The organism is Flavobacterium noncentrifugens (assembly GCF_900100375.1).
In the GTDB taxonomy this organism is placed as follows: Bacteria; Bacteroidota; Bacteroidia; order Flavobacteriales; family Flavobacteriaceae; genus Flavobacterium; species Flavobacterium noncentrifugens.
Genome location: NZ_FNEZ01000003.1, coordinates 361,770 through 375,356, shown reverse-complemented (window position 1 = coordinate 375,356; position 13,587 = coordinate 361,770). Strand labels below are relative to the sequence as shown.

Genomic DNA, 13,587 nt, shown 5'->3' with positions numbered 1-13,587 from the left:
TTGAATAGTTTCGGGTTAGTTTTTATCATACAGCCAAACCCGAAGCAGTGATAGCAACTGGTCTACATCCACAGGTTTCGTAATGTAATCGGAAGCGCCGGCATTGATGCATTTTTCACGGTCGCCGGTCATCGCTTTTGCCGTTACGGCAATCACCGGAAGGTTTTTCCAGTCCCTGTTTTCACGGATTCTTGTAGCGGTTTCATAACCGTCCATATTGGGCATCATCATGTCGAGCAATACGACATCGGTATTGGGATTTTCGGCTAAAACCTTAAGGGCTTCTTTTCCGTCGATCGCAGTGATAACATTCATTTTTAGGACTTCGAGCGCTTTCGTGAGCGAATAGATATTCCGGACATCGTCGTCAACGACCAGCACGGTTTTGCCGCTGAGCACGTCATTCATCAGATGCAATTTCTTGTAAACGCCTTTGTTGTCCAATTTGGTTTCTTCGACCAAATGTAGGAACAGCGATACTTCATCAAGCATTCTCTGATACGAATGTGCTGTTTTTACAATGATCGAATCGGCATATTTTTTAATCTTGTGCTCTTCTTTCATCGACAGGCTTTTTCCCGTAAATACGATTACCGGAAGGTTTTCAAGCCCCGGATTTTTCTTGATTCCTTCGAGAATATCATATGCCTGCCTATCGGGAATTCCCATGTCGAGAATGACACAATTCACGTCGGTTTTTTGCAGCGCATGCACGCTTTCGGTGATTTCGCTTTTGATCTCAGAGTTGATGTTGTAGGTTTCCAGGAAATAGGCGAGTGCTTTTGCGTGTTTCGGATTGTCCTCAATGATCAGGACTTTTTGGGATTCCCGGTTAATGATTTGCTCGATGCGCTTGAAAATATCAGGCATCTGCTCAAAGGCAACAGGTTTATCGAGGAAATTAACAGCGCCTTTCAGTAAGCTTTCTTTTTTCAGATGGTGTGATGACATGATGTGCACCGGAATGTGCTTCGTGCTTCCGTTGGTTTTCAGGTCTTCCATGACTTCCCATCCGCTTTTTATCGGAAGCTGGATGTCGAGCAATACGCCCACAGGCTTATAAGCCAAAGCGAGGTTCAACGCATAATCACCGCGTACGGAAACAATGCCTTTATAACCGCGTTTTCGTGTGAATTCAAGTAATGATTTGGCAAAATTCGTATCGTCTTCCACGATCAGGATCACTTTGTCATCTGCGCCGATCGTGTCGCGGTCGTCCGGAATCGCTTCGGGAATAACGGTGCTTAGATATTGATTGACAGGTTTCGGTTTTTCAGGTGTTTTTTCTTCGAATGCTGGAGCAGATGTGGTGATGAGTTGTCCGGTCGCATCTCCCGAAATCGGAATTGTCAACGTGAATTCACTGCCTTCATTCACCGTACTTTTAAGGGTGATTTCTCCTTTAAGCAATTTTGCCAATTCACGGCTGATTGAAAGTCCGAGGCCTGTTCCGCCATATTTGCGTTTTGTCGATCCGTCGGCCTGATGAAACGCTTCAAAAATAAGCAGTTGTTTTTCGCGCGCAATCCCGATTCCGGTATCTTTTACAATGAATGAAACGAGTTTGTCATTTGCAGCGTGTTTTTTGATTTCGAGCGTCACCGAGCCTTCGGAAGTAAATTTTATCGCATTCGAAACTAAGTTTTTAATGATTTGCTCGAGTCGCATTTTGTCGGTTTTAATGACCAATGGCGCGTCTTTCGCAAGAATTTTGAATTCTATATTTTTTTCTTTTGCCACTTCGCTGAAAAGCCCTTTTGCCGTGTCGGTGATTTCTTTGGTGGCAATATCCTGGAATTCGAGTTCCATTTTTCCGGCTTCGATTTTGGACAAGTCGAGGATTTCATCGATCAGTCCGAGCAGGCCATTTCCAGAGCTTTGGATCACTTTTGCAAATTCGATTTGTTCGTCGTTGAGGTTTTTCTCGTCGTTTTCAGACAACAGTCTGCTCAGCAAAAGAATCGAATTCAATGGTGTGCGAAGTTCGTGCGACATATTCGCCAGAAACTCCGATTTGTAACGTGTGCTGCGTTCTAAATCTTCAGATTTTTTCTGGATTTCAGTATTTTTTTCTTCCAATAAAACGCTTCTTTCCGAGAGTTCTTCATTCGTTTGCTGCAATTCTTCCTGCTGCACGCGAAGTTCTTCTTCTGAAGCCTGTAATTTTTCGGTTTGGGTCTCGAGTTCGGCGTTCATACTTTCGAGTTCGGTGTGCTGCACGCGCAATTCTTCCGACTGTGCTTCGGTTTCTTCCAATAATTCCTGGACACGCTCACGGTTTTGTGACGCTTTGATAGCGATCCCGATGTTATTGGCTACAGCCGCGAAAAATTCGAGTTGTAATGCGGTGTAATTGTTAATATTTGCAAGCTCAAAAGCACCGACGGTTTTGGTATCGGTCAACGGTACCGCGACAATGTGCTTTGGTTTTGCTTCGCCCAGGGCAAATGTAAATCGGATGTCATCAGGAGAAGCTGTTTTCAATTCGAGGATTTTTTCTGAAGCAACCGCCTGCCCGATCAATCCGTCGCCCGCTTTAATGCGTTCGCGTGTTTTATCGGGAACATAACTGTAACCCGATGCCACAAACAAATCATCACCGTTCAACAGGTACAAAACCCCGGCATTGCTATTCGTATAAGTGGCGATGAAGGTGATGATGTCTTTGGTAAGCGTGCTGATGCTTTTTTCTCCGATCATGACATTGTTCAAACCGGCAATTCCGGCCTGCAGCCATTCTTTATCGGCCAATAATTTAAAAGAAGTTCCGAGTGATTCGGCCATATTGTTTAAGGAACCGCCAACACTTCCAAGCGCGTCGCTTTCTTTATCGTCTATCCGGATGCTGTAATTTCCCTGCGAAATCTGGCTTGCGATGCCACTAATGACTCGGATTCTTTCGGCAGTTTCGTGGTCTTTTTCCTGTAGTTCGAGCTGCAATTTTAAGCGTTCTTTATAGTCATTTAATATTCTGATAAAAAACACAATGCTGATCAACAAGGCGATTAAAGCCGCGCAGATAATGAGAACGGTGCTGTAAGAAGCATAACGCTGCGAGTCGCCAACGCGTTCTGCCAGTAATCGTTGTTCTTCTTTTTCCATTCGGGACAATAAACTCCGGATGTTGTTCATGATCCGTCGGCCGCCTTCAAGATCATCCGCTAAAAGCGTTCTCCCTGCTTTTTTGTCATTAACACGTTCTTGCAGGTATTGAAAAAACAGCAACCGCAACGGCCTGAGTTCTCTTAGCGTTTGTTGCTGTGCGGGATTGTCAGTAGTCAATCGGTCGACTTTGCTAAAAAAAGTATTCGATCTTTCTTCGGCATCATCATAACGCGTCAGGAAATCATTCTTTCCGGTAATCAGAAATCCGCGCATGCTGGTTTGCGCATCGGTCAACACACTTGAAGCAGCATTCAGGTTGTAAATCACTTCCTGGGTATGGTTGACCCAATCATTGCTTTTTACCAGACTTCTGATGCTTAAAAAAGAAGCCGTCGAACTCACAATTAAAATCAGCATGGAAACGCCGGTGCTGACTAATAAATTTCTTTTAAAGTTGCCATTCATATCTTACAGGTTGTTTTCTACAGGCAGGATGATCATAAAGCTGGAGCCAATGCCGATCTGGCTTTTCGCTGAGATTAGGCCGTTGTGTTTTTCGATTATTTTTTTGGCGATCGCCAGCCCGATTCCGGTGCCTTCGTAACTTTCGCGGTCGTTGAGCCTTTGAAAAATGACAAAGATCTTGTCGAGGTAAACTTCGTCGAACCCAATTCCGTTATCGGTGACGGTAATGCGCCAGAATTTTCCGTTTGAAGTGATATCGCTTTCGAATGATTTTTCGGAAATGCGTTCACATTCGATATTGATTTCGGGTGCAATTCCGGGTTTTGAAAACTTCAGTGCGTTTCCGATGAGGTTTTGGAATATTTGGCGCAACTGGCTCGGAACGCCTTCAATCACAGGTAACTTTTGGGTATTTACAGTAGCATTTTTCTGCTCGGCGAGGTAATCGAGATCAGCCAAGACTTCGGTAATGATCTCGTTCAGGTCGGTACTTTTAGGAACGACATTTGACGAAAGTCTCGAAAATTCAAGCAAATCAGAAATTAGCCTTGTCATTCTTTCTGATGCGCTGATCGTGCGGTCAATATAATCCACCGCAACAGCATCATCCGAAAGGAAACGCTCTTTGATCAGCCTTACAAAAATCTCTATTTTGCGAATGGGTTCCTTTAAATCGTGCGAAACCACCCAGGCAAACTGTTGCAATTCGTGGTTCCTGAGTTCGAGTTCCTCATTTTTAAAAAGCAATTCCCGTGTGCGTTCGGCGACTTTTTCCTCAAGGTTTTCCTGTGCTTCTTTCCTGATCTCGATTTCTTTGGTCAGCAAATCGCGCGTTGCTTTGAGTTCGTTTTGCTGGTGGTATAATTTCAGGAACGTTTTGACTTTTAAAATCAGCAAATCGGGATCGACAGGTTTTGTGATGTAGTCTACCGCGCCGGTTTCATAACCTTTCGAAATGTATTTTTTTTCTTTGTTGATCGCCGACAGGAAAATCACGGGAATGTCTTTGGTGCGGTTGCTTCCGGATAAGGTTTCGACGACTTCAAAGCCGTCCATTCCGGGCATCTGCACATCCATAATGATGAGTGCGTAATTGCGTTTGAGGATTTTTTTTAATGCTTCTTCGCCTGATTCTGCGGCGTCCGATTCGAGTCCGTGAAGCTGCAGGATCTTTTGTAAAGGCAGGATATTTTCTTTTTTATCATCAACAATTAATATCATAATGTAGGGGTTGCCGTTTTGACAGATTTGGTACTGTTCAAAATCAGCGGGTTATCAATTGTTAGAAAATCAATGTTTGCTTTTTTAGGTGGCATTTCAAAAATACAAAAAAAATACGCTCAAATTGGCGTTATTTTGAATGAATTTACATACAGAAATTGTAAAAACGAATTTGTCTCGGATCACAAACTTATAAAAACAAAAAACATACACTTTTCAAAATTTTATATTTTGTTTACAAGATTCCCATGTTTTTTATTTTTTGAAATGACCGATCCAGGTTTGATTATTGAACAACGTAGAATGATAAATTTTTCCACGAAATTCCGGATTAATCTCAAGCAATACTTTTTTCATGCTTTCAAAAACGGTTTGCGGAATTTTATTGCTGATTGTGATTCTCCTGATCGCATTCAAATCGATATCGATCTCCAAAGTGGCATTTTGCTTTTCATTTGATGCGGCAATGATGCGGTATTCTTTTTCAGGTTCGAATGGCAGCCTTTTTAAATACGGGAGCTGTGCCGTTTCAACATCGCAAAGCCCTTTGAGGCTCATATACTGTGTTTTACCGTGGCTGATCCGGCTGTCTCGGCTTAAAATGTCAAACAATTTTTCAGGGCTAAATTCAATACAACAACCGCTGGTTCCGTTCGCAAATGCGTTCCAGTGGTGAATCGTTTCGTTCCTGTGGGTAAAACAAAGGGCATAAATGCTTTCCGATTTAGTTTTTTGCCGGTAAATTTCCATCGTTTCACGGTCGTTGTAATCTTCCCAGAAAGTCGGATTTAGCAAGGTGAGTTTTTTTCGCTTCAGCAAATCGACGACAAAAGGGAATGTGGTAAAGCGGTTTAATTTTTTGATATCGGTATCCATAATCGGTTTTGGTAAAGTACGAATATAGCATTTTGCCATAAAAGGTTTCTACAATTTGCAACAAGAAATAAAACCGTGGCTGAATTCATTTTTAGAAAAATTCGCATTGTATTTTGAATTCCGATTTCTTACCTTTAAAAGATAAATGAAACTGTATGGATTTTATCGATTATTACAAAACCCTTGGCGTAGAACGAACCGCAAGTATTGATGATATTAAAAAAGCCTACCGCAAACTGGCGCGAAAACTGCATCCGGATTTGAATCCTGATGATAAAGAAGCGAACAAGAAATTCCAACAGCTCAATGAAGCCAATGCGGTTTTGAGCGATCCTGACAAACGAAAAAAGTACGACCAATATGGTGAAAACTGGGAACATGGCGAAGCTTATGAGCAAAGCCGCGCGCAGCAACAGCATTCCCAAAATTCCGGATCACCTACTCAAGGTGGCTTTGAAGGTTTTTCAGGAGATTTTGGCGGAGGTGATTTTTCAGATTTTTTCGGGTCGATGTTTGGAAATCGCGGCGGAAGCAGCAAATCTGCAGGTTTTCGCGGGCAGGACCTGAATACCGAATTGCAATTGACCCTGACCGAAGCGTATACGTCTCACAAGCAGACTTTTTCAGTTAATGGGAAAAATATCAGGATTACGATTCCGGCCGGTGTCGAAAATGGTCAGACGATCAAGATAAAAGGGCAGGGCGGAAAAGGTGCAAACGGCGGCCCGGACGGCGATCTGTACATTACATTTTTGGTTTCCAATACGGCAGATTTTAAACGAACCGGAAACGATATTTATACGTCAGTTGACATTGATCTTTATACGGCATTGCTCGGCGGCGATTTGGTTCTCGATACGCTCAGCGGAAAAATCAAACTGCATGTCGCTCCCGAAACCCAGAACAATTCAAAGATCAGGCTCAAGGGAAAAGGATTTCCTATTTATAAAAAGGACGGTGAATTTGGCGATTTGTATGTGACTTACAACGTCAAACTCCCAACGAATCTGACCGAAGAACAAAAAACATTATTAAAACAATTAGCCGAAATTTCTAAATAAAACACGATGGAAACACAGGATCATATTGCCATAACCATTTTCAGCCGCCATCATGGTGTGGAAACTTCGTTTGTCACGTCGCTCGGTGATTTCGGGCTGATTGAAATCATTGAAATAGAACGCGAATATTATTTTCCGCTGAAGCAGCTTCCGATGGCAGAAAAAATGATCCGATTGTATCTTGACCTTCATGTAAATGCAGAAGGAATTGATGTCGTGATGAATTTGCTTTCGCGGATGGACGACATGCAGCACGAAATCACGGTGCTTCGCAACAGGCTCGGATTGTATGAATAAGCCCTAATTTGAATCTAATAATCCAAATCATTTTAATTTCCGATATTTGAAGCCAATCGACAACTATGGAAAGTAGCATTTTACTGGTATTGGCAGGATTTATTATCGGAACCTTCGGAACGCTTATCGGTGCCGGCGGCGGATTCATATTGGTGCCATTACTGTTGTTGTTCTATCCGGAACTTCCTCCGCAAACGGTGACTGCAATTTCGATGGCAGTTGTGGCTGTCAATGCGATTTCAGGAACGATCGCTTATGCAAAATCAGGCAGGATCGATTATAAAGCCGGGATTTTATTTGCTTTGTTTACGATTCCGGGATCGATTTTGGGCGTTTATTCTGTCAAGTACATACCGATAAAATCCTTCAATCTGATCTTTGGGATTTTGATGATCTTGCTTTCGGCTTATCTGTTTTATAAAAATTCACAAAAGACAAATCCAAAGGTTTTATCTGATGATAATAATCTTACACATCGCATTTTGACAGACAAACAAGGCGTTCAATATGAATACAGTTACAAACAGTCGCTCGGCATTGTGGTCAGCATACTAGTAGGATATTTATCGCCATTATTGGGCATTGGCGGCGGAATCATTCATGTTCCTGCAATGGTCAACTGGCTGCAGTTTCCGGTGTATATCGCAACGGCAACTTCGCATTTTATATTATCGGTGATGGCGACAGTTAGTGTCGTTGTACACTTTTTAGACGGGCAATACAATAATCCCGAAATTGTAAAGATGATTTTATTGTTGTGCCTCGGCGTGGTCCCAGGCGCACAATTGGGTGCTTATTTGTCTCATAAAATCAAAGGGAAAACCATTATTAAAATATTGGCTTGCTGCCTGATATTGGTTGGCATCAGAATTATACTGAAAGTTATTTAAAATCTGATATAAAATAAAAAGAGCCGCTTACTAAAAATAAGTGGCTCTTCTGTTTTCCTGTGCTTTTAATTCCGGATTCAACGTTTCAGTATCGCCGGCTTTGAGAATTACTTTGCTTTAGAAATAAAATTCTATTGAACCTGTAAAATTCTGTTTATGCGTCAGGATTACATTATAAAAGTAGTTAAATAAATTTTGCCGTGCAACGAAATTTTTGCATTTTTAATTTATTTAACACGTTAACAGTAAAAGGATTAATAATTAACCAAATGCGATAATGATGATTTGTTTGAGCGAAATCTTATAACGCAATTGGCCGTGAAATTCTGAATTTTGTATAATTCAACTTAAAAATATCATTATGAAAACTACAAAATTAATATTTCCAATGGCTGCATGGATCGCATTTTCAATTTCGTGTACAAACAACAGCCGCAGCGGATCAAATACCAGCAGTGAAGGAACGGTTCAAACCAATAATGTAAATGCTGAAATGGAAGAACAGCGTACACCGTCAGATGTTGATACTGTGACTAGTCCAGGAAGCAATTCGGTTGACCTGAAAGATCAGGGAACGAGCAATTCACCCGCAAACAATGGCGAAGGAAAAAACACGGTTGACAATTCAAATACGTCACCATCTGTGACGCCAGGTTCAGGACAAGACGCCAATATGGCCGGACAGAGCAGCACGCACGGCAAGAAAACGACAGCCGGGGACAAATAGCATTTATTCAAATTCGATTTTTATGGCAACGAAAGCATTTAAACCATGTTCGATGTCGAAAAATGAAGCAAGGTCATCAGTGGCTTCCACCACTTCGATGGCGCTGTTTTGTGGGATTTTAAAATAAGTAACGGTACCAGATTTGGCGCGGAGCATTTCAATGTATTTCGCGCCAATTTTTTTTACATCAGTTTCAACTGCGCCCAATTCTAAAAACCGGTCGATGTGAACTTTATAATGTATCGCGTCCCTGAAATCATCGATTAATCCGGTTTCGGGATTGTAAACATACCATACAACAGGATCGATGTATTCCATGTCTATCCTAAAAATATCATCGAGCAATTGTTGTTTGATCTGATCCATGTTTTTATTTAAAGATACGATTTTTTAGGAAATCGGATTTGATGAAGAATAGTTTCTAACTAACAATCCAAATAAAAAGGAGCGATATTGCTATCGCTCCAATCTCAAAGGCGGTTTTCCAATAGCAGTCGGATCTGTTACCGTTGTCTCGCCTCTAATGTTTTTATCTGATTTTGTACTGCTCAAAGTTTGCCATTTTTGAGCACTTTTCTTTATAACATTAAAAGCCGCGTGTTATAAGATTTGCATTTATGTAACCACCAATTAATTTTTTGGCGTATCTCAATTTTTCTGTCAGATTTTATATCTTTGAGAGAAGCCCAAATTTAGAACGAATGAGCAGCGAAACTGAAAACGAAAAAGCATACATCCGAAAACTCGAAACAGAGCTGGAACAACTACGCAAGCAAAGCAAAGAACTCGATTCATTCAGTTCTATTGCAAGCCACGACCTTAAAGAGCCTTTGCGGAAGATCATGCTGTTCAGCAAGCTTGTGATCGATGCAGAAAAAGAAAAAGTCTCTGAAACTTCTGCAAGATACCTGGAACGCATCGCAGTATCAGCCGACAGGTTGCAGCATTTGATAGACGACCTGATCGCATATTCACGAACGGGAACCGAAAAAATAAAATTTACCAAGACAAATCTAAACCAAATTGTAGCAGCTGCAAAATCTGAACTTAAGGAATCGATCAAAGCAAAAAATGTTGAAATTACCGCTGATGAGCTCCCGACGATTCACGCCTTAAAATCACAAATGACACAGCTTTTTACCAATTTGCTGAGCAATTCTATAAAATACAGCAAAGCAGATGAAATATCACAAATTCATATAAGTTGCGAAAAGGCAACGGCCGATTCACTTTCGAAACTCAATACGCAGCCAGAAATGACTTATTATAAAATTGCAATTTCTGATAACGGAATCGGTTTTCCGAACGAATTTAGCGAAGTGATTTTCGAACCTTTTAAAAGGCTGCACGGAAAAGACGATTACGCAGGAACCGGAATCGGGCTTGCTATTTGTAAAAAGATTGTCGAAAACCACAACGGATTTATTGCGGCGGAAAGTGAACCTGGCAAAGGAACGGTGTTTTCTGTGTTTTTACCAGATCAGGAAACCAAGAATTAATTTACGGTTAAGGCATCTGATGATTTTTTGAATTCTTCTGATAAAGGTTTTATCAACATCGAAAATAACGATTTTACACTGAAGATGCCAATAATTCCGCAAGTCAAAGCGATTAAAAACCTGTTTTCAGAATCCAATTCAAACCCAAACATTTCATACGTGGAGATGAATGCCAAACCGATAGTGAACTGAACCATCTGGCATAGCGCTTTTTCGCAGATGGTGTAATTTTCAATTCCGATGAGATTCAAAAATGCTGATGATAATTGATTTCTATTGGTAGTCTTATGCCATAAAATCGCAGTTGAAGTTTCAAAAAATTGTATCAGGCAGGTAACGGTCAACGCAAGAAGGACTAATTTTATTTCTGTCATTTGTCTCGATTTAGAAAAAGCAAAATAGCCACTTTTGGCGTTATATTTTCTTATACGTTCTTACAGATATGTTGCAGGATTCCAATTCAAAGCTTATAAAAACAATTTTTGTATGCAGATATTAAATTTGTATTAAAGCATTTCAAAATTTCAATATTATTCGTAATTTTAAGCGGGTTTCAATGACAATCGCTTTGAAATCGCAATTTACAACACACAAAAATTACAATTATGAACTATTCTAAAATTCTGGCGGCTGGTGTCACAGGAATTGTGGCGATTTTAATTATCAGGAAATTATTGAGGAAAAATGCCGGGATATTTGATGATATTTTTTTTGATGCCGAATTTATTCCCGGACATCAGAAACAGTTGCCAGAACCTGAAAATTTGAAATTCCGGCCTTTTCGCCGTCCTGAACTTGAAGATTCTGATCCGATGTTCATTTGATTTGCATCCAATTGCTTACTTTATTATAAATGAAAAAACGCCGGAAGCATTTGTTTCCGGCGTTTTTTTTATGTTTTAGCTGAACCGAAGCCTTACATAAACGTGCTTGATATTTTTCTTATCCGATTCGCGCTCGTCGATTTCAAGGATGTCGGTTAAGGATTTGAGCATGGGCGTTAATTTTGCAAAACCGTAATTCCGCGGATCGAACTCGGGTTTTTTACGCACGATCAGATTTCCTACATCGCCAAGAAATGCCCAGCCGTCATCGTCGCCAATATCTTCAATTGTCGATTCGATGAGTTCGATCGTAGGTTCGTCAATTTTATTGAGCGGTTTTTGCGCGGGTTTTTCAGGCGTTTTTGGTGCCGCAACTTTTGGCGCAATTTTTTTATTTTCTTTATTTTCAGGCTCTGTTGAAACAGGGGGCGCTTTTGGTTTTTTCTTTTTGATCGCGCCGTCAAGCACTTCAAGATAAATAAATCGATCGCAGGCAGCAATCAATGAAGCCGGCGTTTTTTGTTCGCCAATGCCAATGACTTTCATGCCCGATTCCCGCAAACGGATCGCCAGTCTTGTAAAATCGCTATCGCTTGAAACGATACAAAATCCGTCGACTTTTCCAGTATAGAGCAAATCCATTGCGTCAATGATGAGCGCTGAATCTGAAGAATTTTTTCCTGTCGTGTAACTGTATTGTTGTACTGGTGTGATCGCATGTTCCAGCAAAACCGCTTTCCAGCCGTTGGCGTTTGGGCGCGTCCAGTCGGCGTAAATGCGTTTGGTTGTTGGCGTTCCGAATTTCGCAATTTCTTCCATCATGCCTTTAACGTTGCTGTAAGGCACATTGTCTGCATCAATAAGTACGGCGAGCTTTAATTCTTTGGTGTTGTTTTGTTGCATATTGTAATAAAGGTTTAGGGCTGATTCAAAATAATTTGCATGCTCTCAGCCAGACGGCGTATTCACAGTAAATATAATTGATTTTTTTAAGACGTTACGGACTTTCTTTGGTCACGAATATTTCTTTGGTGCCTTTTTCAGAATAGTGGTAGTCTACAACAATTTTTTTAAGCAGTTTTCCGGCTTTGTCATATTTATAAGTAGTTTCGGCAGATCGTTTTTTTTCATCTGGCTGATAAAGCAATTCCCGAATAAGCAAATCATTTTGGTCATAGAAATATTCGGTTTTGGAACTGAATTTTTTCTGCCAATAATCTGTTGTGGAAACCAATTGGTATTTTGAATTATAACTGTTGGTCCGAAGTTCGGTGGTGTCGCGAATGCCATTTACCATCTGAAGACGAACCGATTGGGTTTCATCTCCATGATCGTTGAATGAAGTGTAAATGTCCCAAACCCAATCTTCGGAACCGCAATCGCCCAAATGAAAAAAGATTTCTTTGCCCTGCGCATTGTAGCGGCTGATATTGACTTGTGTTGTATCGCCATTTTCCGAAAGGTAAATCGTTTGAAGCACGTTTTTTCGGTCATCCAATATTTCGGTGCTGGTGTGGATTTTTTTGCCGCGCTCCAGGTTTTTGATACCGGGCATTTTGAGAAAATCTTCTTTAGAATTGATCTTTTGCAGCGTTTTACGATCGAAATCGTAAACAATTGCGGTATCGCCAACGAAGTAGAACGTCAACACCTGGTTGTCTTTATAAACTTTCTCACCAACGGAATAACCAACATTCGAATGCGCTGACCAATTTCGTGTAGAACGCTTTTGATTGTCATAATCAGATGCAAATAACATCGTAATGTCACCATTTAGGCCATCGTTTTTGGTAAAAACTGAATTTCCATTGGCATCTTCCAAAGTATAAAAGGCCAATTTTTTATTGATGAACTGCTTCTGACTGGGGAAAATTAGTTCTGCATTTTGCCCGAAAGCCAAGCAGGAAAGCAGGATTGCGATGAATGTGTATTTCATAGCTATCAATCTAAAAAATCAGGAGGAAACAATTCTTGTCCGTATTGTTGTGCCAATGCATCGAGTTTTGCCTTTGTCGTTTGGTCAGGTGGCGATTTTGGATCTTGTTGCTGCATGAGAGCGTCGACTTCAATGAAGAATTGTTCCAATCCCGAAGGCATCACGGTACAAATCAGGCGCGCCTTTTCTGCAGATGTATTTTTGAAGGAATGGATTGCGCCGCCAAGCGGAATGTTGATAAACGCGCCTTTTTTGGCAAGGAACTTACCCGATTCATTCCTGAATTCTACTTCACCCTCGGTCACGAGAAATGTTTCATGGATAGCGGCATGTGCATGCGGATTTGGGCCGCCACCGGGCGGAACATTCATTTCAATGACTGCAAATTTTCCGTCGGTTTGATTTCCTGAAATGATAATGCGGTAAGTATTTCTTGCGATGGAAACATGTTTACCGTCTGTGTCGCTTATGGTTTGGATGTTTCGCGGATTTTCCATGTCGGTTGGTGCTTTACCCAAAGGTACGAAGGTTTTGTTTTGAAAACGCAATTTTTAGCCCTGATGGAAGCGGCATCCTTTTGATCCGCTTTTTCAGCGGGCAAAAGATATAGCGGACAGCAGGAACAGCTTCTAAAATAAATCCAGAATCCCTGTGGTAATAATTTTTAAATATTTATTTTTGCACCC

General features: G+C 41.0%; 14 protein-coding genes. 6 read left to right on the top strand and 8 right to left on the bottom strand.

What is annotated here, in order from left to right; genetic code table 11:
* Positions 1–15: 15 nt before the first annotated feature.
* The 3 genes from BLS32_RS11265 to BLS32_RS11255 all read right to left on the bottom strand — a co-directional run bounded on the left by BLS32_RS11265 (position 16) and on the right by BLS32_RS11255 (position 5,667).
* Complete coding sequence (locus BLS32_RS11265) at positions 16–3,570, bottom strand: response regulator (RefSeq protein ID WP_091395623.1); 3,555 nt, start codon at positions 3,568–3,570, stop codon at positions 16–18.
* A gap of 3 nt (positions 3,571–3,573) precedes the next feature.
* Positions 3,574–4,791, bottom strand: a complete 1,218-nt coding sequence (locus tag BLS32_RS11260) for a hybrid sensor histidine kinase/response regulator (protein WP_091395621.1) — start codon at positions 4,789–4,791, stop codon at positions 3,574–3,576.
* 255 nt (positions 4,792–5,046) lie between these two features.
* Complete coding sequence (locus BLS32_RS11255; RefSeq protein ID WP_091395618.1) at positions 5,047–5,667, bottom strand: hypothetical protein; 621 nt, start codon at positions 5,665–5,667, stop codon at positions 5,047–5,049.
* 155 nt (positions 5,668–5,822) lie between these two features.
* Between BLS32_RS11255 and BLS32_RS11250 the strand changes: the two genes are divergently transcribed.
* From BLS32_RS11250 to BLS32_RS11235, 4 genes are all read left to right on the top strand, one after another.
* Positions 5,823–6,728, top strand: coding sequence for a DnaJ C-terminal domain-containing protein (locus BLS32_RS11250; RefSeq protein ID WP_091395616.1), 906 nt, complete (start codon positions 5,823–5,825; stop codon positions 6,726–6,728).
* Between the two features lie 6 nt (positions 6,729–6,734).
* Complete coding sequence (locus BLS32_RS11245) at positions 6,735–7,025, top strand: chaperone modulator CbpM (RefSeq protein ID WP_091395613.1); 291 nt, start codon at positions 6,735–6,737, stop codon at positions 7,023–7,025.
* Between the two features lie 65 nt (positions 7,026–7,090).
* Positions 7,091–7,915: a sulfite exporter TauE/SafE family protein gene (locus tag BLS32_RS11240; protein ID WP_091395610.1), complete on the top strand. Its 825-nt coding sequence runs from the start codon at positions 7,091–7,093 to the stop codon at positions 7,913–7,915.
* Between the two features lie 361 nt (positions 7,916–8,276).
* The gene (locus tag BLS32_RS11235; RefSeq protein WP_091395607.1) at positions 8,277–8,642 is read left to right on the top strand and encodes a hypothetical protein; all 366 of its coding nucleotides are present in this window, start codon (positions 8,277–8,279) and stop codon (positions 8,640–8,642) included.
* Between the two features lie 3 nt (positions 8,643–8,645).
* Here the strand turns inward: BLS32_RS11235 and BLS32_RS11230 are convergent, their stop codons facing one another.
* The gene (locus BLS32_RS11230) at positions 8,646–9,008 is read right to left on the bottom strand and encodes a hypothetical protein (RefSeq protein ID WP_091395604.1); all 363 of its coding nucleotides are present in this window, start codon (positions 9,006–9,008) and stop codon (positions 8,646–8,648) included.
* Positions 9,009–9,343: 335 nt separating this feature from the next.
* On the opposite strand from BLS32_RS11230, the gene BLS32_RS11225 reads away from it, so the two are divergent.
* Positions 9,344–10,141 carry a sensor histidine kinase gene (locus tag BLS32_RS11225; RefSeq protein ID WP_091395600.1) on the top strand — a complete coding sequence of 266 codons (798 nt, stop codon included), beginning with the start codon at positions 9,344–9,346 and terminating at the stop codon, positions 10,139–10,141.
* On the opposite strand, the gene BLS32_RS11220 is transcribed toward BLS32_RS11225, so the two are convergent.
* Positions 10,138–10,515 (bottom strand): hypothetical protein, encoded by a 378-nt coding sequence (locus tag BLS32_RS11220; RefSeq protein ID WP_091395597.1) that lies wholly within the window; start codon positions 10,513–10,515, stop codon positions 10,138–10,140. The two genes, BLS32_RS11225 and BLS32_RS11220, sit on opposite strands and share 4 nt — an antisense overlap.
* A gap of 231 nt (positions 10,516–10,746) precedes the next feature.
* On the opposite strand from BLS32_RS11220, the gene BLS32_RS11215 reads away from it, so the two are divergent.
* Positions 10,747–10,965 carry a hypothetical protein gene (locus BLS32_RS11215; RefSeq protein WP_091395593.1) on the top strand — a complete coding sequence of 73 codons (219 nt, stop codon included), beginning with the start codon at positions 10,747–10,749 and terminating at the stop codon, positions 10,963–10,965.
* A gap of 75 nt (positions 10,966–11,040) precedes the next feature.
* On the opposite strand, the gene BLS32_RS11210 is transcribed toward BLS32_RS11215, so the two are convergent.
* The 3 genes from BLS32_RS11210 to BLS32_RS11200 form a co-directional block, all read right to left on the bottom strand.
* A complete protein-coding gene (locus BLS32_RS11210) occupies positions 11,041–11,868 on the bottom strand; it encodes an NYN domain-containing protein (protein ID WP_091395589.1) in 828 nt (275 codons plus the stop codon).
* A gap of 94 nt (positions 11,869–11,962) precedes the next feature.
* Positions 11,963–12,901 carry a hypothetical protein gene (locus BLS32_RS11205; RefSeq protein WP_091395586.1) on the bottom strand — a complete coding sequence of 313 codons (939 nt, stop codon included), beginning with the start codon at positions 12,899–12,901 and terminating at the stop codon, positions 11,963–11,965.
* Between the two features lie 5 nt (positions 12,902–12,906).
* A complete protein-coding gene (locus BLS32_RS11200; protein ID WP_245699420.1) occupies positions 12,907–13,419 on the bottom strand; it encodes a cupin domain-containing protein in 513 nt (170 codons plus the stop codon).
* Positions 13,420–13,587: the final 168 nt, after the last annotated feature.